The organism is Bacillus cereus group sp. N11 (assembly GCF_016483605.1).
Lineage (GTDB): Bacteria > Bacillota > Bacilli > Bacillales > Bacillaceae_G > Bacillus_A > Bacillus_A toyonensis.
Genome location: NZ_JAEHBN010000005.1, coordinates 149126 through 169863 on the forward strand (window position 1 = coordinate 149126; position 20738 = coordinate 169863).

Here is a 20738-nt window from a genome sequence, read left to right on the forward strand (position 1 = left end):
TCTCCTACCTAAAAAAAGAAAGAGCTCTGCAGCCCTTCCTCTTTACGCGTTATTCTTAATTGTTTCTAACGTCGTTTTGTCCGTTGTTCTTACAAGCTTTGTAATAAGTTCTTTTGCTGCTGCATAATCATCAACATGTAAAATAGAAGCATGCGTATGAATGTAGCGAGCACAAACACCAATTACTGCTGATGGGATACCTGAGTTACTTGTATGTACACGGCCCGCATCTGTCCCACCTTGTGAAATAAAGTATTGGTACGGAATATTATGTGTTTCTGCTGTATCTAAAATGAATTCGCGCATTCCTCGATGAGTTACCATCGTACGATCGTAAATACGAAGAAGAGCACCTTTTCCTAATTGACCGAACTGCGTTTTATCACCAGAAGCATCGTTTGCTGGACTTGCATCAAGCGCATAGAAAATGTCTGGTTGAATCATATTAGCAGCTGTTTGTGCTCCGCGAAGACCTACTTCTTCTTGTACAGTAGCACCAGAGTATAATGTATTCGGTAATGTTTCATCTTTTAATTCTTTTAATAACTCGATTGCCAGGCCACATCCATAACGGTTGTCCCAAGCTTTCGCCATAATTTTCTTCTCATTTGCCATCGGTGTGAACGGGCAGATTGGCACGATTTGTTGTCCTGGTTTTACACCAATTTCAATCGCATCTTCATAACTATCTGCACCTATATCGATTAGCATATTTTTTATATCCATCGTTTTTGCACGTTGCGCATCACTTAATAAATGAGGAGGGATAGAACCAACAACCCCTATAACAGGACCATTCTTCGTCATCACTTGTACGCGCTGCGCTAATAGCACTTGGCTCCACCAGCCGCCTAACGTTTGAAAACGAAGCATTCCGTTTTTCGTAATTTGCGTAACCATGAAACCTACTTCATCCATATGACCTGCTACAAGAACACGTGGGCCAGTTTCGTCCCCTTTTTTCAGACCAAATACGCTACCTAAACCGTCTTGCACAATTTCATCAGCATATTTGCTTAATTCTTGCTTCATAAAACGGCGTACATCATGTTCAAAACCTGACGCACCTTGTAATTCTGTTAACGTACGAAATAATTGTAATGTCTCTTTATTCACGAAGTCCCCTTCTTTCAAACCTTAGTAGAATACCTTTTTTATTGTAACGAAATTTTCGAAATGTTTCTAGTTTCTTCTTTTTTAGCTGCATTTGCTTTATAATTATTATCGGTACACTATTTTTATTTTATAGAATTGAGGTGAATATATGAGCTGGAAAGGTTTAGTAGCAGGTCTTAGCGTTGGATTTGCAGCTGGTTATTTCGTTGCAAACAAAGTACAAGAACAATCCCATATTTCTTCAGAAAAAGCATTGAAAATGGTGAAACAAGCATTAAATCATAAAGGTGAAATTACTGGCTCTTGGGTACATATGGTTCCAGAGACATTTGAAAAATATGATGTTGCGTATGAAGTTTATCGCGGCGGTCTTACAACAATGTTAGATGATATACAAGAACGATTTGAATTTTTAGTTGATGCTAAAACAGGTACTGTTTTAGAGGTAATAGCAGCATAAAAAGAGGTTTCCCATTAGGTGAACCTCTTTTTTTTGAAAAATTGCGGATAGTGATTAAAATTATATCGGCGATTTTCCGAATATATCGGCGCAACTCGATTTATATCAGCGATTTCCCAATTATATCGGCGCAACTCAAATTATATCAGCGTTTGTTTAAATATATCGACTTACCGACAAAACCCGACAATAAAAAAGAGGCTGCTCCAATAAATATGATGGAACAACCTCTTTTTTTTAAGCTTCTATACTCGTTTTTCTCTCAATTTTTTCTACAATATGTCCTTCCTTATTCCACTTCACTGCACGATAATATGCGTCATGATAAAATGAAAACCATGCATCGTTTTCAGCACCGTACTTCATCCACTTTTGCTTATTTTCAATCGATGTCATCGGATAATCATCGTACGCCATTACCCATAATACATTTTGATGGGCGTGCGTCGGCAATAGATCAGCTAAATGAAGCATCGTTTCACCTTTGCTTTCTAACGCAATAACTGCATGTCCATCACTATGACCGCCTGTATGCGCCATTTTTATTTCATCCGTAATTTCTATTTCTTGCTGAAACGTAACAACTTGATCTACAATCGGCTCCCAATTTTCCTTCCAATATGTATTACGTGATCTAATATTTGGGTTCCTCATTTCATTCCATTCTGTTTCACTTACATAAACTTTCGCATTCGGAAACGTCGGTACAAGGTGCTCCCCTTCCCATTTCGTTAAACCAGATGCATGATCAAAATGAAGGTGCGTCATTAAGACGTAGTGAATATCTTCAGGCTTTAATCCCCGTTTTTCTAAAGATTCATAAACCGATGACTCTTCCGTTACTCCTTGATTTCTCTTCATTTTCTCATTCAATTTACCGTTTCCTATTCCAGAATCAATAAGCATATTTCCATCTTTCGTTTGCAAAAGTAACGGATCTGTTCGTAAATATATATGATTTGTATCGTTATGTTTATATTTTCGTGACCAAAGTACTTTCGGCACAACGCCAAACATTGCCCCGCCATCTAAATGTGTGTTCCCACCTTTTAACCACGTCACTTTTATATCTCCAATTCGTAATTCTTCCATCACACATCCCCCTTTTACATTAATTTTAACATAAAATTCTGATTATTTTAGTTATAAAAAAACCTATGCATTACTGCATAGGCTCTGTGCGATACTTCGCTTCAACTCGATAAATACGATGACCTTTACTAGAGAACTTCTCTTCGTACTCAGTCATAATATTACCTTCAAAATCACTGTTATGAAGATCTAGGCTTAAGTAAGTTAGTAACATACCATACTCAGCCATACTCATTAGAGAGTATTCAAATAACCCTTGGTTATCTGTTTTGAAATGAATTTCTCCGCCCTCTACTAACACTTCTTCATAATTGCGTAAAAACGTTTTATACGTTAAACGACGCTTCGTGTGACGATTCTTCGGCCATGGATCTGAGAAGTTTAAATAAACACGATCAATTTCACCTTTTGCAAAGAAAACTGTTAAATCTTCAGCATCTTTATTTATTAACTTTAAGTTCGGTAATTCTTCTTCAATTAATTTATCAAGTGCATCTACAACAACACTCGTAAATTTTTCAATTCCAATATAATTAATATGTGGATTTGCTTTTGCCATATCGTACATAAAGCGGCCACGACCTGTACCTACTTCAATGTGAATGGGTTGTTCATTTCCAAATACTTCTTTCCAATTACCCGCGCGCTCTTCTGGGTTTCCAATTACGATATGTGAATACTCATTAATTCGATCTAATGCATATGGTTTATGTCTTAAACGCATAGATGTCTCCCTCTCTTTACAAAGCTATTTTAAAGGAATGATTCCTTTTTTCTGTTTTAATCAATCTACCAAACAAAAAACCAAGTACGTACGAGCACTCGGTCCGTTTCTTTCAAGTATAAGATGTACCATTTTGATAAAAACTACATACAGCATTAAACATTCCATGACGACGTAGCTTTTTCTCTTACATTCCGAGAAGAGAAAAACAATCGAAAGGATGATCCGTTCATGCCAATTAGTCAACAACATCAATTAGAAGTGCTGAAAGATATTTTAGTCAATCACCAAAGCGATTGCTGCGGGACAGTTTCTGAATGCGAGCAATTAGAGCGCCTCATTCAATCGTTACTCGCAAACGATAATATAAGTAATGACGCTAAAACAATGCTAAACGATGTATATTCTTATAGTCAATCGGGTAAATCTTCCTCTAATTTGGACAACCATATTTCCAATAATCAAGAACAACTTACTCAGTGGATTGCTGGAATGGACAATTTTTCTTAAGTATTATTCTGAAGCAAGTAGTTGCTGTAAATATTGATGCCAATATTCAGCTTCTGCTTGCTGTTTTTTTGTTGTGTGCCATTGAATAGATAAAATCGTTTGTGCTATTACATACCATCTCATACGCCTAAGCAATGATTCATCCATTTCAATATCATAATACCCGAGCCACTCACTCCATTCATGACGCGGAATGTACCAGTATAATAACATACCTAGGTCTAGAGCTGGGTCAGCAATGACAGCTCCATCCCAATCAATTAAAAACAACTCATCTTCGTCCGACAATATCCAGTTGTTATGGTTTACATCACAATGGCATACAACGAATTCATTGTATTCAATACTTTTTAATGAATCCGTTAAATATTGAAGGCCTTGCTGAATTGTTTCATCTACCCTTATATCTCCCCTTAAAACAAGTTGCAATTGTTGTAATAACTCTTGGGCGTGAAGCGGCTGCTTCCCAAGTCTTTGAATCATCTGCACAAGCGCTTTAGAGGAGTGTATTTTCTTCAAAAGTTTCGCAACACGTTCTAGTTTCATATCCTCTGGCTCTAGCTTCTGTCCCGGAAGCCATTTTTGAGCAGAAATCACATCACCGTTCGTTACCCTTCTTGTCCAAAGTAATTTTGGAACAATTCCTTCTGCTGACAATACCGCTAAAAAGGGCGATGTATTCCGCTTTAAAAATAACTTCTGTTGTCCGTTTTGCGCAATATATGCATCGCCCGTTACTCCACCAGCCGGTACAAGACTCCACTCTTTTCCTAATAATTGTTCCAACCATTCCATATTCATTACCCGTTAACAAATCCTTATCTTTTATAGTTATGAAAAGAAAAACCGCAACATTTCTACACATGTTGTGGATTCATATATATTTTACTGTAAATGAAAAGAAAACTTGGCATAAGCCAAAAACTCTCTATTTTATTTTACAAAACCACTCATAGAATGACAACTTATCAAAATCGTCACCTTTGTCAATTCTACATTTATTACATTCTCATCGTCAAGTAGCGATTTGTCACATTATCGTCAATATATACGTGCTAATGGGAGCCAATTGAAGTTCCTTTCCTCTAAATGAAGAAATTGGCTCTATTTTCGCTTGCTTTTCGTTTACTAACACATGCCACGTTCCTTCTTTTGGAAGCTGCACCGTTTTAGCTTCCAAACCGCTATTAAATAAAACGACAATTTCTTTCCACGGCCCAAACAATTCTACATGCTCTAGGTGGTATGCAAGTACTTCTGTAGATGTTTGCAAAAAAGTCATATGCTTTTTTATAAGATCTGCGTTTTGTAATCGGAATGCCCCGTGCTCTTTGCGAATCGCAATTAACCCTTTTATATAGTTAACTGTCTCCATCTCTTTCTCTTTTTGATCCCAGTCTAATCGATTTATTTCATCATTTGCATTATAACTATTTTCATTTCCATTCTTCGTACGATAAAACTCTTGTCCTGCGTGTAAGAAAGGAATTCCTTGCGAAAGAATAACTATTGCGCTTGCTAGAAGGTGCCGTTTTTTCAAAATCTCTTCCGGTTCTTCATTACTGTGCACTAGTTTATCCCACATCGTCATGTTGTCATGACATTCTACATAGTTAATACTTTGTACCGGTTCTAGAAATAATCCTGTTTCTTTCACACTTAAAAGACTACCTGATGCTATATACTGTAAATGCTGACAGTCTACATGCCCACCAAACGCAAAACCACGTTTATTTACATTAAATGTGCTACCTTTTATTCCATCACGAAATTGATCATTAAACTGCGCGATATGTGGCATTTTTCTTGCATTATTTAACGTTGCTTTTTCTTCAAGAGGAAGCGGTGTTTGTAAATCCCATCCTTCTCCTAATAACAATGCGTCTCGCTTTATGTTTCGCACTTCTTTTTCTATTATGTTCATTGTATCAACATCTAAAATCCCCATTAAGTCGAATCGGAATCCATCAACATTGTATTCCGTCAGCCAATATAAAATAGACTCTATAATGAATTTCCTCATCATTTTCCGTTCAGACGCTATATCATTTCCAACTCCCGTCCCATTAGAAGGCATACCATCTTCGCCATGGCGAAAATAATAACCTGGAACAAGCTTTTCAAATGATGATAGTTCTCTTTCATAAACGTGATTATATACAACATCTATAACTACTCGGATACCGTTTTCATGAAATGTTTCAATCAATTGCTTACACTCTACTATCCTGTTATACGGATCAGCAAGGTTTGTAGCATAAAACCCCGTTGGCGTATTGTAATATAATGGATTGTAACCCCAATTATATGCGCCGGAAGGATTTGCCTCATCTACACCACCGAAACAAGATAACGGTAATAATTCAACATGTGTAACACCTAAATCTTTTATATGAGACAATCCTGTTAACGTCCCATTCCGTCCCGTCGTTCCCTCTTCCATCAACCCTCTATATGTTCCTTTTTTATTCACTCCACTATTTGGGTGAATAGTCGCATCACGAATATGCAGTTCATACAATATAGCATCTGTCATTGACTGTAATGGTGGTAATTCCTCTCGTCTCGTTACATTCGTCTTTTCCAAATCGATAACAACACCGTATTTCCCATTTGCAGTCGTTGACTTTGTGTATGGATCCACCGCTTCATTCCATATTAAATTAATACAGACGAGGAAGGTATATCGAGCCCCATCATGATCCCCTTGTAATGCATGAACCCAAACACCATTTTCTTCTCTATGCATGTCATAATCGGTATATTCTTTATCACTTTTATAAAATCTTACTTTTGCAAGCCTCGCAGTTGGAGCCCACACTTTAAATGTTGTTGCTTCTTTTTTGTATACAGCACCTAAATCTGTGCCTTCGTAATAATACTTCTCATCGAAAATTGCCGTTCGAATAACAGCGCCTATTTGTAAATCCGTTTCTTCGTTCCGTTCATCTCGTACTGTATAATACTTCCCCACATCTAGTGACTCTTCTATAAAGCACTCATACTTTGTTGCATCTGGAAGCGCAATAGTATGAGCAATCGGTAAATCTTTCACATTATTTCCTTCTTGCAAACGAAATGTCCGACTTGTTCCATACGCATGTGGGAGCAAAATTGTAATTTTATTCATTTCATCTAAATAGGCATCAAATGGACGTTTTACTTTCAGCATAAAAAAATCACCATCATTCTCAAAATTAAAATAAAGTGAATCTTTAATCAATTCAGGGTATCCCCTGCTAATTATTAGCCCCCACCAATCGGGCCTTTGTGTGAGTATACGAGCTGCAAATAATAAAGCTTTTCTTATTAGCAAGACTCTATACAGTAACTCCATTATTCTCTATAGTATATTCACCTGTATAAAAAACGTTTTCATACATTCTATTTTTGTAGTTTTATTTCAGCAATCGATTTATATTTCGGTGTTTCCTTCACGTGAGATTCGTATAAAGTAATTGTATCCGCTTGAAATGATATTTCAGGCACTTTTTTTATATTTTCCAAATGAAACTTTCTTTCTCCCATCCATTTACGAGCAACAGTAATATGTGGATGATACGGACGTGTTTCTAAAGAAAACCCATTCCCTTCACAAATCGCATGCACTTGCTTTTGTAACTGAAACAACTCATGATTCTCACTTACCTTCGCCCAAAAAATACGTGGCCTGTCTTCCATGCCAAATGTTGAAAATCCTTGTAATGTGAAAGGTAGTTCCTTTTTTTCTATAAGTGTTTGTAATCCATTCTTTATTCCTTTTAATTGTTCCTCTGTCGCACTTCCTAAAAAGGAAAGGGTAATATGATAGTCTTCCTTATGTACCCACGAGCGAAATGGTAATTCCTCCTCCATATCCTCTTTATAATTAGAGAGCACTTCTTTTATATAATTTGGTAAAGTAATTGCGACAAAATAATGCGGCTCCATTTATATCATCTCCTTCTTTTTATTGTTGCTTTTCTTTCTTATCTCATTCAGTTAAAAAGAAGCCGCCCTCTAAAGTAGAGAGCGGTCATTATTCATATATCCTTTATTTCGCTAATTCATGAATTGCTTGCGCGTAAATTGCTGTTGCTTTTAATAAGTCTTCAATTTCAATGTACTCATCTTTTTGATGCGCAAGTTCTTCTTTTCCAGGGAATAGCGGGCCAAATGCAACGCCAGCTTTCAATGAACGGGCGTAAGTACCACCGCCGATTGCTAATAGCTCTGCTTTTTCTCCTGTTTGTTCTTCATACACGCGCTGCAGCGTACGAATTAATACGTGGTCTTTATCGACGTGATGCGGACGAGAGTTAGAATAATCCGCTACTTCAAATCCATGAATACTAACGTATTCTTTTAACTTCGCAATCATTTCTTCAAAGTTAGTCGTAACTGGGTAACGTACGTTTAACCCTAAGTTGCCACCGTTTTCTTTCGTATAAGAAAGGCGACCGACATTCACTGTTAACGGACCGCTAACTTCGTCTTTATAAGCAATAGTAGCTTTTTCACCAAAAATATCACCAGTAAATGTTTCTGCTGCAAATGTCGCAAATGCATTTGCTTTTCCATCAAGTGAAACTGTAGTTAAGAAGTTTGCTAATAGTAAACCTGCATTTTCTCCTTTTTCTGGAGTAGATCCGTGTGCTGAAATTCCTTCTATTTGCAACGTCACTGTATTTCCTTCTATAGTTGAGTTCCCTATTTTTTTAGCCGTTTGTAAATACTCTTCATATGCTACTGTAAGTGCATTTACATCTTCTCCTGTAATAACCGCTTTTGCAAAATCAGGAACCATGTTTAAACGACGGCCTGACTCAAATGAAACGAGTTCATATACACCTTTTTTCTCTTCACTACCATTTTGCACAACTTGTATATCAGAAATTCCTTTTTCTGCATTAATAATTGGAAAGTCCGCGTCTGGCGCAAAACCGATTGTTGGCATTTCTTCGTTTTTAAAGTAGTGATCTACACATTTCCAGTTACTTTCTTCATCTGTTCCTAAAATCATACGAACGCGTTTTGAAAGAGGCAACCCTAATTCTTTCACAATTTTCATCGCATAATAAGCTGCCATCGTTGGGCCTTTATCATCAATTGCACCACGTGCAAAAATCTTTCCTTCGCGAATATCTGCACTATATGCAGGAGTCGTCCAGCCATCTCCTTCTGGTACAACATCAACATGACAAAGAATACCTACTAGTTCTTCTCCTTGTCCCATTTCAAGATGACCTGCATAACCTTCTAAATTTTTAGAAGAAAAACCTTCTAATTCTCCTTTATGTAACATGAAAGATAAAGCTTTTTCTACACCTTCACCGAACGGTGCGCCCTCTTTCGCCGACTCTTCTTCCCACACACTTTTAATTTGCAAAAATTGTTGTGTATCACGAATTAAATCATCTTTTCGTTTTGCAACTTCTTCTGTCCAATTAATCGCTGACATCACGCATCCATCCTTCGCTATATTATCTCTTTCATCATAGCAAACCGAAATCCCTTATGCCATACACGAAAGTTAAATACCGAACAATTTTAATATTTCAGATATTTCCCATTAGTTTTTCTTTTATTTTTTCAAAAAATTTTGCAGGAATTTGGCGTTTTACGTAGAATTTTATGTGTTAGTTGACTGATCATATATACAATGTCAACTACCAATATTTTTCTATATGAAATTTTGTTAAACTTTTGTAAAATTTAAGTAGATTAAAGCATGAATTTTATCATGTAGAGTACAATGGTAGTAACGACCTTCTTTCCTGAATGGGGTCAAAAAAACTAGTAGAGGAGTGGTTTTCTCTTGAAACCTACAACTACTCGTATGCTAACACGCATTAAATCAATTTATATGTACATCAATGAAAACGGAACGGTAACGACGAAAGACCTTGTAGATGAGTTCGGGATCACACCGCGAACGATACAACGTGATCTAAATGTGTTGCAGTTTAATGAACTCGTGTATAGCCCTTGCCGCGGTAAGTGGACAACAACAGGAAAGAAAGTGAGAATGACCTCATAACGAAAAAATAATTGTATGTAAATAAATACATACCCCTTTCTAACTCATTAGAAAGGGGTCTTTTCTGCGCCTAAAAACAGGACTACTTCTCAGTATCTACTTGATATGTTTTTAACATTTCTACTTCTTCATCTGTTAGCTCTCGGTATTCTCCAAGTTCTAGTTCTTCATCTAATACTAACGGACCCATCTCTGTTCTCTTTAGGTAAACAACCTTTTTCCCTACTGCTTCAAACATGCGCTTCACTTGATGGAATTTTCCTTCTGTAATCACAAGCTCAATTTCAGAAACATCATCGCTTTTTAATATTGTAAGTGCACCTGGTTTCGTTTCATAACCATCGTCTAAAATAACACCTTTAGCAAACTCTTTTACATCCTCTTCCGTTACAACTCCTGCAACGTGTGCATAGTATTTTTTCGGCACATGCTTTTTCGGAGATAATAATTGATGTGATAACTTCCCGTCATTTGTTATCAATAAGAAACCTTCCGTATCGATATCAAGTCGTCCAACTGGGAACGGATCAAAGATTGCATCTTCTAGTTCTAATAAATCTATTACTGTTTCGTGATTATCATCTTCTGTAGCTGAAATTACACCTTGTGGTTTATGCAGCATTAAATAAACAAACTCTTTATATTCTACAACTTCACCGTGAATCATAACTTCTTGCTCTTCTACATTTACATGAACCTTTGCATCTTTCACCGGCGTTCCATCAATCTTCACAACGCCGTCTTTCAATAATTTCTTTACTTCTTTTCTACTTCCGTATCCCATATTCGCTAATAATTTATCTAATCTCACGTTTTTCACCTTCTTTATTTATCATAGAAAAGGGGACGTATTTACGCCCCTTTTGATTTCAACTTTATTTTGAATCTACTGCCAAGTTTACGCTGGATTTTCTCTAACGCTTCTCCGCCAAATACTCTTTCAAGTACTCCTGTGCGAATTGCTAACAGACCGTAAACAAGACCACCAACACCTGCACAAATCGCAACTGTAATTAAAGCACCAATACGGCCATCTGGCGAAATCATGAAGGATAGAATCCACTGTGATAGTTTTACCGCCACGACCATTACAAGTGTTAATACTGCAATTTGGAATGTTCTCTTATATACAACACCAAATGAATAGTGTGCATGTTTTTGGATTTGTCTATTCGTATACCATACGGACGCTAAGAAACCGACTGCAGTAGCTAAAATCGCTCCTACTGTACCGAAATATCGAATAAAGATTACGTTACATACAAATTTCAAAATAACACCCATAACAAGTGCGACAATCGCATGTTTTTGTTGATTAATCCCTTGCAGAATCGCGGCTGTCACCGTAAATAAAGCAAATAACAATGCAACTGGTGCATACCACATTAACACTTGTCCACCTAATGGATCTGAATCGTAAAACGCAGTGTAAATTGGATAAGCCAGTGTTGAAATACCGACAACTGCTGGCAATGTTAAAAACATATTCGCCTGGAATGTTTGTGTAATTTGTAATTTTAAATAGCGATATTGTTTTTCCGTAAATGATTTTGTAATCGCTGGTACAAGCGTTAAACTAAACGCTGTTGCAAGCGATACTGGAATCATAATTAATTTATGCGTCCACATTGTGAAAATACCGAGCGCTCGCTCTGCGATATCACCTTGACCAATTGCCTGCATAATAGAGTTAAATGTCAATGTATCAATTTGTTGATATAAAGGAATTGTTAACCCAATTACAACGTAAGGAATTGCATACGCAAATAACTCTTTAAACAATTGAACGGTACTTACTGTCGATTCTGGTACAGTTTGTTCAATTAAATATTGATCCAAATATTTTTTACGTTTTAACCAGTACCAAATTAATACGCCGAGTGCTCCAACTGCTGAAACGAATGCAGCGAATGTCGCAACTCCGACTGCTGTTGCTACTGTACCGCCAAGTATTTTAATAACGATGAAACTACCCGCTAGTAAAAAGACGATACGAATAATTTGTTCAATAATTTGTGACACCGTAGTCGGTCCCATCGATTGGTGACCTTGGAAATAACCACGAATCAAACTTGCTGCCGGTACAACAATAAGTGCGAAACTTACGAGGCGAATAATCGTCGTAACTTCTTCTACCTTATTTTGTAAACTTTGTTTACCAAGCATTGCTTCTGCAAATAATGGTGCGGTCATGTACAGTACTAAGAAGGAAAGAACTCCTGTTACTATCATCATAACCATTCCCGAGCGGAACATTCTTCGGCTCGTTTTATAATCTCCAAGTGCATTATATTTGGAAACAAACTTTGAAACAGCAAGCGGCACCCCTGCCGTTGCAATACTTAAAAATATCGTATATGGAATATATCCATATGTATAGAGCGTTCCGCCTTCTGTGCCTACTAATGCATGAAACGGAAAGACGTAAATCATGCCTAAGAACTTTACTAAAAATGTCCCTAACGTCACAATAAGCGTTCCGCGCAGAAATTTTGAATCGGACATACGAAAATCCTCCTACTTCCTATATAACGCTGAACTCTAACTTTTGTATTGTACCACAATTCTCCCCTCAAGCAGTACTTCACTCTATTTTTCTTTTAAGGGAAAACATGCTATTCTTTTAGGCAGGAAATGTAGAAAATGAGGTCGATATATTATGCATTATGATGTTATTGTAATCGGTGGCGGGCCTTCTGGGCTAATGGCTGCAATCGGTGCTGCAGAAGAAGGCGCAAATGTCTTACTTCTTGATAAAGGAAATAAACTAGGGCGCAAACTTGCGATTTCTGGTGGTGGTCGTTGTAACGTAACAAACCGTCTACCACTTGATGAAATCGTTAAACATATACCAGGAAATGGCCGCTTCTTATACAGCGCTTTTTCTATTTTTAATAATGAAGATATTATTACATTCTTCGAAAATCTCGGGGTAAAATTGAAAGAAGAAGATCATGGCCGTATGTTCCCTGTATCAAACAAAGCGCAATCTGTTGTAGATGCACTTTTAACACGATTAAAAGACTTAGGTGTGAAAATCCGTACGAATACACCTGTTGAAACGATTGAATATGAAAATGGTCAAACGAAAGCAGTTGTATTACAAACAGGCGAAGTGTTAGAAACGAATCACGTCGTTATCGCTGTTGGCGGAAAATCTGTTCCTCAAACTGGTTCTACTGGAGATGGATACGCTTGGGCTGAAAAAGGTGGTCATACAATTACAGAATTATTCCCAACAGAAGTACCAATCCTTTCAAATGAACCATTTATTCGAGACCGTTCACTGCAAGGTCTTGCTTTACGTGATATAAACTTAAGCGTATTAAACCCGAAAGGAAAAGCTATCATTTCTCACAAAATGGACATGCTCTTCACTCATTTCGGCCTATCTGGTCCTGCTGCTCTTCGCTGTAGTCAATTCGTCGTGAAAGCACTGAAAAAGTTTAAAACGAATACAATACAAATGAGTATTGATGCATTACCAGAAGAAAATAGTGAACAACTATTCCAGCGCATGCTGAAACAAATGAAAGAAGATCCGAAAAAAGGAATTAAAAACGTGTTAAAAGGATACGTTCCCGAGCGTTACTTCCTATTCTTATTAGAAAAAAATGAAATTGACGGTAGCGAACAAGCTGGACAAGTTTCTCATGAAAAGATTCGTGCACTTGTGAAAGACTTTAAAGAATTTACTGTGAATGTAAATGGTACGCAGTCAATTGAAAAAGCATTCGTTACTGGCGGAGGCGTATCTGTTAAAGAAATTAATCCGAAAGAAATGTCTTCTAAATTCACGAATGGCTTATATTTCTGCGGAGAAGTTCTTGATATTCACGGTTATACGGGCGGTTATAACATTACATCTGCTCTCGTTACTGGTAGAATTGCTGGAACTACAGCTGGAGAAAATGCGAAAATGCAATATTAAAAAAGAAACAGGATTCCTGTTTCTTTTTTTATAGGTACATGAAATTATATCGGCGATTCTGCAAATATATCAGCGATTCCACGACTTATATCATCGATGTTTCAAAAATATCAGCGATTCTGCAACTTATATCAGCGATTTCTCAAATATATCGACTTACCGACAATAAGCGACAAATATCCCCCCCCTAACTTCCCATTACTTATTTGTTGCTTTATATACCTTAGTACCTTTATATTTTATATTGTTGAATATTTAAAAAAGGGTAAGGGGAAAACATATGAGAAAAAAAGTCATGGTGTCTTTAATGCTAATGACGTTTCTTTCTGCTGTAGAAGGAACGATTGTTAGTACAGCAATCCCTCGTATAACGAGTGATTTGTCAGGCGTCGAACTTGTTAGCTGGGTTTACGCAATTTATATGCTTGCCACAGCGGTTTCGACTCCAATATACGGAAAATTGGCTGATTTATTCGGTCGTAAAAAAGTTCTACTTATCGGAGCTACAATCTTTTTAATCGGCTCTGCACTTTGCGGTGTCGTTACATCGATGGAACAATTAATCTTCTTCCGTGCTCTTCAAGGTATAGGCGCTGGCGCTGTTATGCCAATCACAATGACGATTATTGGAGACTTATATAGCGAAGCGAAAGACCGCGCGAAAGCACAGGGCTGGATGAGTGCCGTTTGGGGGGTATCTGGTGTTGTCGGGCCGTTAGTAGGTGGTTTTTTAGTTGATTCTCTTTCTTGGCGCTATATTTTCTTCTTAAACGTTCCTTTCGGAATTATCGCTTGCTTAATGTTTGCCACTTCTTATAAGGAATCTGTTAAGTCTGCCGCCAAGCAGCATATCGACTATCTTGGTGCGACAGTCTTCTCATTAAGTACAATTGTTTTACTATACGCATTATTAACAGGTAGCAGTAAGCAAAACTGGGGAGACATTACAATCATCGGTCTATTAATCTTTGCGGCTGTGTCATTCATTATTTTCTTATACATCGAGAAAAAATCTCCGGAACCATTAATTCCGCTAGCACTTTTCTCTAACCGTACATTATCTACGATAAACATATTAACTCTTATTGCCGGTGCGATGATTATTAGTATTACAATGTACCTTCCAATTTGGAGCCAAGGTGTATTAGGAAAAAATGCGACAGAAGCTGGACTCATTTTAATGCCAATTCCTGTTATGTGGACGTTCGGTGCTATGTTCTCCGGTAACTTAGTTGGCAAATTACAAACGAAACAAATTATTTTACTTGGAGCTAGCATTTTATCAGTTGCTACCTTCTTATTATTTACATTGTCAACAAATTCACCATCGTTCCTTATTTATGTTGCAGTCGGATTATTCGGCTTAGGCATGGGGCTTGTGACACCTATTTACATGGTAACAATTCAAGCAGCCGTACCAGCTCATACACGCGGAACAGCCGTTGGTTTAAACACATTTATTAATACATTTAGTCAAACGTTAGGTGCTGCAATATTCGGTACAATCTTCAATACGATGATTCACGCACGTGGTATTAAAAACCTTGATCTTGTATCTGGCGGACACGGCGGAACTACAGCAAACGTAGCAACTGAATCACAATCTGCATTAGCAGCAAGTGTACACGTTATTTATATGAGTACTTTCGTATTAGCAGTATTTACATTAATTATTGCTTGGCTCTTATTAAAACCAGCTACACAAACAAGTGAGCAATAATAAAGAGGATGACCCAAATGGTCATCCTCTTTTATTATTCATTCTCCACAATATGTTTAAGCACGGACAATTTATTATCCCAAAATCGTTCATAATATGAGAGCCACTGCTTTAATTCTTCTAACGGCTCCGGCTGCAAACAATATATCTTCTCTCTTCCACTCTTTCTTCCACTTACTAAATTCGCTTCTGAAAGAATATGAAGATGCTTCACAACAGCCGTACGACTCATCGGAAAATGATCCGTTATTTTTGAAATTGGTAACTCTTTATCACTTAATAACCGTAACACTTCTCGGCGGGTCGGATCAGCAATTGCTTGAAATACATCATATTTCGCTGCTGACGAAGACATTTATCCTTCAACAACCTTTTTCAGTTTTTCATTTACAATCGCTACCCAGCCACCATTCATTCTATCGCGAATAATAGAGCTCTTCGCATTCGCTTTCGGCAGAATTTCATCAGGATGTTTCCAACCGCCGTGAATTAATGTAAATTCTGTTTTATTCTCTCCTAAGTCTCTCAAATGGAATGAAACAACCCAGCCATCTGTGTCCCATGAGAAAGATAAATGGTTTGGTTCATCAATTTCTAACACTTTACATGGTGACGGTCCAAATGGTGATTGAACATGAAACTCATGTCCTACCTCTAATTCAAAATCATTCGGCATAAACCATGATGCAATTCCTTCTGCAGTTGACACTACATTCCATACTTTTTGAATAGACGCGTTAAAAACGATTGTTTGTTTAATATCGTTTAATGTATTTTGTTGAGTCATTTTTTTAGCTCCTTTATCCGGCATTAAAACATAACACCTTTTAGTTGTATTTGAATGATATAACACCTTTTAGTTTCATGTCAACACTAATTCTTTTTACCGTTGAGAAATTCTCAACATTTTTTCAACAGGACAAACACCCTCTCAGCATTCCCTCATAATATACTCACAAAGGCAATAAAAAATAAAAACTTCTCTCAACATGAAACTCCATCATTCATATTGAAAGAAGTGCCTTACTTATATCATGCGTACATCGTCTCTCCTCCTTCCCTCAAGAGGCAATACGCAAGATATAAAAAATCAGAAGGAATATGCCCACCATTTGAGTAGGTAGTTATTTCTCTTCTCCTCAACATTTCCTTAGGAGCGAAATGACTACCGACTCACTTTTTTAAACAAAAATAAAAAGGGGATGAAAGCTATGTTCTATTGCATTAACTGTTCTGACATTCACCATGAAAAACATCCGAATGATAAAGTATTCAAAAACGGTTTTTATATTGATCCATTTTTAGGTGATCGTTATCACCTTGGTATGTGTAAAGATGCCCAAGATCATGAAACAGAGGCAAACCTTTTAACGACAAAGAAATTAGGCGCACCCCAATCTATTATGAACGTATTACCAACCCATGTTGTCCCAACATAAAGCATAAAAAAGAGCTGGCTCACCCAGCTCTTTTTTATGCTTTATAAACAATCATTGCTGAAAAACAATAAATTTGGTTTTCATCATCGTTAATAGAAACACCAACTTGGTACTTAATATCTACAAAGTGACTATCATCAATCTTTTTCAAAAACACATTTACAGCGTCTTCTAAGTCTTTTTCGTGACTTTCATCAAACACTTTCACACGAATCATGTTAACACCATCCTAGATCGCAGCCCTCCGCCGCTTGATTATTGCCACGGTGCGTATCTATGATGCGATAAAACTTTCCATTTTCATATATATATCCGTCTTCTAACACATATTGTTTATCTTCAGTATAGACATAAAACTTACCTATCATAAATTTACTCGTATATAATTCCAAATAATTTGATCTAAATTTAGCTACAACTTTATTTGTAATATCAATTTTTATTGTGTGCCCCACCTTCTCTCCCTCCTTTGCAAAGAACGGATTTAGGTATATTGTATTAGCGATTTTACATTTTATGCTTAAAAATAAGTGGATATGCCCCTTCTTCACCCTGTACTATTTTTCTAAAAAAGTTATCTATATTTATTTCACATAAAACCATAAAAAAATACATAAAAAAAGACCTTTTACATATTGACTCAAATGTATTCAATATGGTATTATATAAAATTTGACATTTTTACGAACTTATGTTATCATTAAAAGTGGTTACCACATATGGAGGTGGATGATTTGTTTCAAATTGGTGATAAAATCGTTTATCCAATGCACGGTGCAGGAATTATCGAAGCAATTGAAGAGAAAGAAATATTAGGTACTTCACGTCAATATTGTGTGATACGCATCATTAGTAAAGATATGCAAGTAATGCTTCCGATGGAACAATTAAAAAAATCAGGTATTCGTTATATCGTTGATCGAGGTACGTTAGATGATATACTTCTTGAATTTCAAAACGGGGAGTCAGACCCATCACTCTCATGGAAACAAAGATATACAATGAATATGGAAAAAATGAAAAATGGCAATTTACAAGATAGCGCAGAAGTGGTTCGGGATTTACTTCGCCGTAATAAAGAGAGAACATTAAATGCGAGCGAAAAACAAATGCTAGATAATGCACGAAAAATGATGATCAGCGAAGTCGCGCTCGTACAAAATGTTACTGAACATCAAGCAACAGAATTTCTTCAAGATACAATTAATCACTAAATTTAAAATAGCTGGCCGCTATTTTTTTTTGTAAAAAAAGGACGAAGAGTTTTATCTCTTCGTCCTTTTATATTACCCACGCCCAGCTTGAAACGATGGATATAACGTCATTCCACCATCTGCAAATAGCGTAATTCCCGTTACATAACTCGCCTCTGATGAAGCAAGCCAAGTTGCTACCGCTGCAATTTCTTCCGGTTTCCCAATATAGCCCATCGGTATCATACTTTCTACGTCAGCCCGCTGTTTTGGATCAGCAAACTTTTCGGCATTAATTGGCGTATTAATTGCACCTGGTCCAATATTATTTACTCGAATACCTTTTGGTGCATATTCTAACGCTAACGTTTCTGTCATAAGTTTAATACCGCCCTTACTTGCTGCGTAGTGCACGAATAGTGGCCACGGAATTTTCTCATGAACGCTAGACATATTAATGACAGATCCTTTAATGTCGTGTTCCACAAAATATTTAATCGCTTCACGGCTTCCTAAAAAAGCGCCTGTTAAATTTGTATTGATTACTTTATTCCAATCTTCTAACGGCATTTCATGCGACGGTACCGCGTTTTCTATTCCTGCATTATTAATCATAACGTCGAGCGTACCAAACTCTTTCACAGCAGATTGAATGAGATTCATAACATCTGCCTCGACCGTCACATCACCTTTTACAGCAATCGCTTCTCCGCCTACCTTTTTAATTTCTTCTAACACATCATTCGCTTCTGAATCTCGTGAGCGATAGTTAATAACGACCTTTGCTTTCTCCTTAGCAAACCTTACTCCCATCGCTCTTCCGAGACCCGTTGCTGATCCTGTAATAACGACGACTTTCCCTTCTAAATCACTATACATTTCAATACCTCCTTAACCTTTTGCAATTCCTAACATAATTCCAGCTGCAATAATAAAAACGATCCCAACAACGATACCTGTTAATTGACGTTTCGTTTTTCTTTCGCCTAATATAAGAATCCCGCCAAGCGTCGAAATAACAATTCCCATTTGCGATAGTGAAAAGCTTGTTGCGACTCCGACACGCGGCTGCGAAATGAATAAAAACATATTTCCAGCTGCCCAAATTAATCCTGGAATAATATTTCGTATCGCATATTTATTAAATGGATGATGTTTAAACGTAAGTAAAATACCTCCTAACACCATACCAACTGCTTGTGGTAATAAAGCCGACCAACCATCTACGTTAAATAGCCTAATAACTACTACGTAAACTAAATAACCGACTGTTGAAATTAATAAAATTATGATGCCCCTTTTAAAATTTGCTGCTTGCTCTGCATTTTTTTCTTCTTCACTTTGAAGTGACGTTAAAATAACACCGATAAGAATACAAACGAGCGCTAAAATTCCAAGGACGACTGAAATTGTCGTGGACCATTCATGAAATACGATAACGCCAAATAAAGTCGTCGCAACTAATTGCAGTCCTGTTGAAATTGGCATCGTCCTCGAAACACCCATTAAATCAATACTTTTCAATTGATTCGCCTGACCAAGTGCCCAAAATAAACCTGACACAATTCCAACTCCAATAACGGTAGGAGTTAATACTGGCTTTACAAAAATATAAACAACAATCGAGAAAATAAGTGCACCAAGCGTTGTGCCAAGCGTTTGACTATACGGTCCACCGCCCAGTTTCACGTTAAATAGCACAATACTTCCCCAAAATATAGCTGGTAAAATCGCTAAAAATATATCCATGGCTCATTACCTTTCTTTACGAAATGTCATCAGTTACCGCTCTACACTGTTAGAGTGTGCTTTCATTTTTTCTTTCGCTTGTGCGCAAACCTTTTCTGCGATCGCACTAGAAACATTTTTTTCTCTTTCCACTTTCTTGATCTTTATGTGATCTAAATTATCTTCCAAAGTAAGTGTAACTTTGTCATTTGGCGGATTATGTGCACCTTGAAAAGTAAGAAATTGTAGCGTCACTTCAAATCGAGGAACGAATTCGTCTTTCTTACCGAGACGCTTTATATTTACAACTGAATCACATTCATATTGATCTTCTGTCGCTTGCCTTATAACGGAGTAATATCGATTTAAGAGCGCACTCTCTAAAAGTTGTTCTTTCGATTCTTTCGCCAAAGAGTCGCTTGGAGAAAAGAGAAAGATAGAACATATCATCGTCATCATTACACATATTTTTTTCATAATGCCCTCCTTGTTCTATAAATTAGTGTTCTCAAAAATACCATAAAAAAACGACTTCCCCTATTCAGGAAAGTCGTTTTAATGAATCCAATATTAACCACCGCTCACTGGCGGTATGAGTGCAACAACATCACCAGATTGAATTTTATCATCTTCATTTGCGTATTCTTCATTAATTGCAACCATAATTGGCGCTGATACTGGTACATTATATTCATTGGTAACAATATCTTTTAACTCTGCAACCGTAATATTTTCTTTCTCTATTCGTAATTCACTTGTTCCTGCTTCTTCTTGCAAGTGCGCAAATAACAATACTCGAATCATAC

General features: G+C 37.0%; 24 protein-coding genes. 7 read left to right on the forward strand and 17 right to left on the reverse strand.

Features of this window, described 5'->3' with window-relative positions; all coding sequences use genetic code 11:
• Positions 1-42: 42 nt before the first annotated feature.
• Positions 43-1116, reverse strand: coding sequence for a M42 family metallopeptidase (locus tag JDS98_RS10300; protein ID WP_001031519.1), 1074 nt, complete (start codon positions 1114-1116; stop codon positions 43-45).
• A gap of 148 nt (positions 1117-1264) precedes the next feature.
• On the opposite strand from JDS98_RS10300, the gene JDS98_RS10305 reads away from it, so the two are divergent.
• Positions 1265-1576, forward strand: coding sequence for a PepSY domain-containing protein (locus JDS98_RS10305; RefSeq protein WP_199633869.1), 312 nt, complete (start codon positions 1265-1267; stop codon positions 1574-1576).
• 237 nt (positions 1577-1813) lie between these two features.
• Here the strand turns inward: JDS98_RS10305 and JDS98_RS10310 are convergent, their stop codons facing one another.
• Positions 1814-2668 (reverse strand): YtnP family quorum-quenching lactonase, encoded by an 855-nt coding sequence (locus JDS98_RS10310; RefSeq protein ID WP_097959494.1) that lies wholly within the window; start codon positions 2666-2668, stop codon positions 1814-1816.
• Between the two features lie 70 nt (positions 2669-2738).
• The gene (gene trmB, locus JDS98_RS10315) at positions 2739-3392 is read right to left on the reverse strand and encodes a tRNA (guanosine(46)-N7)-methyltransferase TrmB (RefSeq protein ID WP_001239372.1); all 654 of its coding nucleotides are present in this window, start codon (positions 3390-3392) and stop codon (positions 2739-2741) included.
• Between the two features lie 231 nt (positions 3393-3623).
• Here trmB and JDS98_RS10320 point away from each other — a divergent pair, with 231 nt between their 5' ends.
• Positions 3624-3902: a YtzH-like family protein gene (locus tag JDS98_RS10320; protein ID WP_001122853.1), complete on the forward strand. Its 279-nt coding sequence runs from the start codon at positions 3624-3626 to the stop codon at positions 3900-3902.
• A 3-nt stretch (positions 3903-3905) separates the two neighbouring features.
• On the opposite strand, the gene JDS98_RS10325 is transcribed toward JDS98_RS10320, so the two are convergent.
• The 4 genes from JDS98_RS10325 to pepV form a co-directional block, all read right to left on the reverse strand.
• Positions 3906-4703 carry a phosphotransferase family protein gene (locus tag JDS98_RS10325; RefSeq protein WP_002039786.1) on the reverse strand — a complete coding sequence of 266 codons (798 nt, stop codon included), beginning with the start codon at positions 4701-4703 and terminating at the stop codon, positions 3906-3908.
• A 229-nt stretch (positions 4704-4932) separates the two neighbouring features.
• Positions 4933-7074 carry a type I pullulanase gene (pulA, locus tag JDS98_RS10330; RefSeq protein WP_002060138.1) on the reverse strand — a complete coding sequence of 714 codons (2142 nt, stop codon included), beginning with the start codon at positions 7072-7074 and terminating at the stop codon, positions 4933-4935.
• Positions 7075-7286: 212 nt separating this feature from the next.
• Positions 7287-7832, reverse strand: a complete 546-nt coding sequence (gene thpR, locus JDS98_RS10335; protein WP_098912190.1) for an RNA 2',3'-cyclic phosphodiesterase — start codon at positions 7830-7832, stop codon at positions 7287-7289.
• Positions 7833-7935: 103 nt separating this feature from the next.
• Entirely contained in the window at positions 7936-9342 is a 1407-nt protein-coding gene (gene pepV / locus JDS98_RS10340) for a dipeptidase PepV (RefSeq protein ID WP_098820850.1), read from the reverse strand.
• Positions 9343-9699: 357 nt separating this feature from the next.
• On the opposite strand from pepV, the gene JDS98_RS10345 reads away from it, so the two are divergent.
• Entirely contained in the window at positions 9700-9921 is a 222-nt protein-coding gene (locus tag JDS98_RS10345; protein ID WP_000805512.1) for a DeoR family transcriptional regulator, read from the forward strand.
• An 82-nt stretch (positions 9922-10003) separates the two neighbouring features.
• On the opposite strand, the gene JDS98_RS10350 is transcribed toward JDS98_RS10345, so the two are convergent.
• A complete protein-coding gene (locus tag JDS98_RS10350) occupies positions 10004-10732 on the reverse strand; it encodes a pseudouridine synthase (RefSeq protein WP_001234943.1) in 729 nt (242 codons plus the stop codon).
• 41 nt (positions 10733-10773) lie between these two features.
• On the reverse strand, positions 10774-12426 hold the full coding sequence (locus JDS98_RS10355) for a putative polysaccharide biosynthesis protein (protein WP_001284037.1): 1653 nt from the start codon (positions 12424-12426) through the stop codon (positions 10774-10776).
• A gap of 154 nt (positions 12427-12580) precedes the next feature.
• On the opposite strand from JDS98_RS10355, the gene JDS98_RS10360 reads away from it, so the two are divergent.
• Positions 12581-13852 (forward strand): BaiN/RdsA family NAD(P)/FAD-dependent oxidoreductase, encoded by a 1272-nt coding sequence (locus JDS98_RS10360; protein WP_000558865.1) that lies wholly within the window; start codon positions 12581-12583, stop codon positions 13850-13852.
• Positions 13853-14132: 280 nt separating this feature from the next.
• On the forward strand, positions 14133-15572 hold the full coding sequence (locus JDS98_RS10365) for an MDR family MFS transporter (RefSeq protein ID WP_199633870.1): 1440 nt from the start codon (positions 14133-14135) through the stop codon (positions 15570-15572).
• Between the two features lie 34 nt (positions 15573-15606).
• Here JDS98_RS10365 and JDS98_RS10370 read toward each other — a convergent pair whose 3' ends face one another.
• Together JDS98_RS10370 and JDS98_RS10375 are read right to left on the reverse strand one after the other, a co-directional pair.
• The gene (locus tag JDS98_RS10370) at positions 15607-15927 is read right to left on the reverse strand and encodes an ArsR/SmtB family transcription factor (RefSeq protein ID WP_000098842.1); all 321 of its coding nucleotides are present in this window, start codon (positions 15925-15927) and stop codon (positions 15607-15609) included.
• A complete protein-coding gene (locus JDS98_RS10375) occupies positions 15928-16359 on the reverse strand; it encodes an SRPBCC family protein (protein ID WP_033661377.1) in 432 nt (143 codons plus the stop codon).
• 424 nt (positions 16360-16783) lie between these two features.
• On the opposite strand from JDS98_RS10375, the gene JDS98_RS10380 reads away from it, so the two are divergent.
• Positions 16784-17011, forward strand: a complete 228-nt coding sequence (locus tag JDS98_RS10380; RefSeq protein ID WP_000498976.1) for a DUF3973 domain-containing protein — start codon at positions 16784-16786, stop codon at positions 17009-17011.
• Between the two features lie 34 nt (positions 17012-17045).
• Here the strand turns inward: JDS98_RS10380 and JDS98_RS10385 are convergent, their stop codons facing one another.
• Both JDS98_RS10385 and JDS98_RS30245 read right to left on the reverse strand, forming a co-directional pair.
• Positions 17046-17228 carry a sporulation protein Cse60 gene (locus JDS98_RS10385; protein ID WP_000621749.1) on the reverse strand — a complete coding sequence of 61 codons (183 nt, stop codon included), beginning with the start codon at positions 17226-17228 and terminating at the stop codon, positions 17046-17048.
• A 1-nt stretch (position 17229) separates the two neighbouring features.
• Positions 17230-17466, reverse strand: a complete 237-nt coding sequence (locus JDS98_RS30245) for a DUF2553 family protein (protein WP_000510185.1) — start codon at positions 17464-17466, stop codon at positions 17230-17232.
• Positions 17467-17730: 264 nt separating this feature from the next.
• Between JDS98_RS30245 and JDS98_RS10395 the strand changes: the two genes are divergently transcribed.
• Positions 17731-18225 (forward strand): CarD family transcriptional regulator, encoded by a 495-nt coding sequence (locus JDS98_RS10395; RefSeq protein WP_000451446.1) that lies wholly within the window; start codon positions 17731-17733, stop codon positions 18223-18225.
• 72 nt (positions 18226-18297) lie between these two features.
• On the opposite strand, the gene JDS98_RS10400 is transcribed toward JDS98_RS10395, so the two are convergent.
• The 4 genes from JDS98_RS10400 to moaD form a co-directional block, all read right to left on the reverse strand.
• Positions 18298-19083, reverse strand: coding sequence for a glucose 1-dehydrogenase (locus JDS98_RS10400; RefSeq protein ID WP_000286691.1), 786 nt, complete (start codon positions 19081-19083; stop codon positions 18298-18300).
• Positions 19084-19095: 12 nt separating this feature from the next.
• Entirely contained in the window at positions 19096-19953 is an 858-nt protein-coding gene (gene glcU, locus JDS98_RS10405; RefSeq protein ID WP_000350875.1) for a glucose uptake protein GlcU, read from the reverse strand.
• Between the two features lie 33 nt (positions 19954-19986).
• On the reverse strand, positions 19987-20409 hold the full coding sequence (locus JDS98_RS10410) for a DUF3888 domain-containing protein (RefSeq protein WP_097959490.1): 423 nt from the start codon (positions 20407-20409) through the stop codon (positions 19987-19989).
• A gap of 93 nt (positions 20410-20502) precedes the next feature.
• The gene (gene moaD / locus JDS98_RS10415; RefSeq protein WP_097959489.1) at positions 20503-20736 is read right to left on the reverse strand and encodes a molybdopterin converting factor subunit 1; all 234 of its coding nucleotides are present in this window, start codon (positions 20734-20736) and stop codon (positions 20503-20505) included.
• Between the last annotated feature and the right edge of the window lie 2 nt (positions 20737-20738).

Coding starts and splice junctions, on each gene's coding strand:
- JDS98_RS10305 (WP_199633869.1), top strand. CDS start 1,265: ATGAGCTGGAAAGGTTTAGTAGCAGGTCTTAGCGTTGGATTTGCAGCT.
- JDS98_RS10310 (WP_097959494.1), bottom strand. CDS start 2,668: ATGGAAGAATTACGAATTGGAGATATAAAAGTGACGTGGTTAAAAGGT.
- trmB (WP_001239372.1), bottom strand. CDS start 3,392: ATGCGTTTAAGACATAAACCATATGCATTAGATCGAATTAATGAGTAT.
- JDS98_RS10320 (WP_001122853.1), top strand. CDS start 3,624: ATGCCAATTAGTCAACAACATCAATTAGAAGTGCTGAAAGATATTTTA.
- JDS98_RS10325 (WP_002039786.1), bottom strand. CDS start 4,703: ATGAATATGGAATGGTTGGAACAATTATTAGGAAAAGAGTGGAGTCTT.
- pulA (WP_002060138.1), bottom strand. CDS start 7,074: ATGCTGAAAGTAAAACGTCCATTTGATGCCTATTTAGATGAAATGAAT.
- thpR (WP_098912190.1), bottom strand. CDS start 7,832: ATGGAGCCGCATTATTTTGTCGCAATTACTTTACCAAATTATATAAAA.
- pepV (WP_098820850.1), bottom strand. CDS start 9,342: ATGTCAGCGATTAATTGGACAGAAGAAGTTGCAAAACGAAAAGATGAT.
- JDS98_RS10355 (WP_001284037.1), bottom strand. CDS start 12,426: ATGTCCGATTCAAAATTTCTGCGCGGAACGCTTATTGTGACGTTAGGG.
- JDS98_RS10360 (WP_000558865.1), top strand. CDS start 12,581: ATGCATTATGATGTTATTGTAATCGGTGGCGGGCCTTCTGGGCTAATG.
- JDS98_RS10365 (WP_199633870.1), top strand. CDS start 14,133: ATGAGAAAAAAAGTCATGGTGTCTTTAATGCTAATGACGTTTCTTTCT.
- JDS98_RS10370 (WP_000098842.1), bottom strand. CDS start 15,927: ATGTCTTCGTCAGCAGCGAAATATGATGTATTTCAAGCAATTGCTGAT.
- JDS98_RS10375 (WP_033661377.1), bottom strand. CDS start 16,359: ATGACTCAACAAAATACATTAAACGATATTAAACAAACAATCGTTTTT.
- JDS98_RS10380 (WP_000498976.1), top strand. CDS start 16,784: ATGTTCTATTGCATTAACTGTTCTGACATTCACCATGAAAAACATCCG.
- JDS98_RS10385 (WP_000621749.1), bottom strand. CDS start 17,228: ATGATTCGTGTGAAAGTGTTTGATGAAAGTCACGAAAAAGACTTAGAA.
- JDS98_RS10395 (WP_000451446.1), top strand. CDS start 17,731: ATGGAGGTGGATGATTTGTTTCAAATTGGTGATAAAATCGTTTATCCA.
- JDS98_RS10400 (WP_000286691.1), bottom strand. CDS start 19,083: ATGTATAGTGATTTAGAAGGGAAAGTCGTCGTTATTACAGGATCAGCA.
- glcU (WP_000350875.1), bottom strand. CDS start 19,953: ATGGATATATTTTTAGCGATTTTACCAGCTATATTTTGGGGAAGTATT.
- JDS98_RS10410 (WP_097959490.1), bottom strand. CDS start 20,409: ATGAAAAAAATATGTGTAATGATGACGATGATATGTTCTATCTTTCTC.
- moaD (WP_097959489.1), bottom strand. CDS start 20,736: ATGATTCGAGTATTGTTATTTGCGCACTTGCAAGAAGAAGCAGGAACA.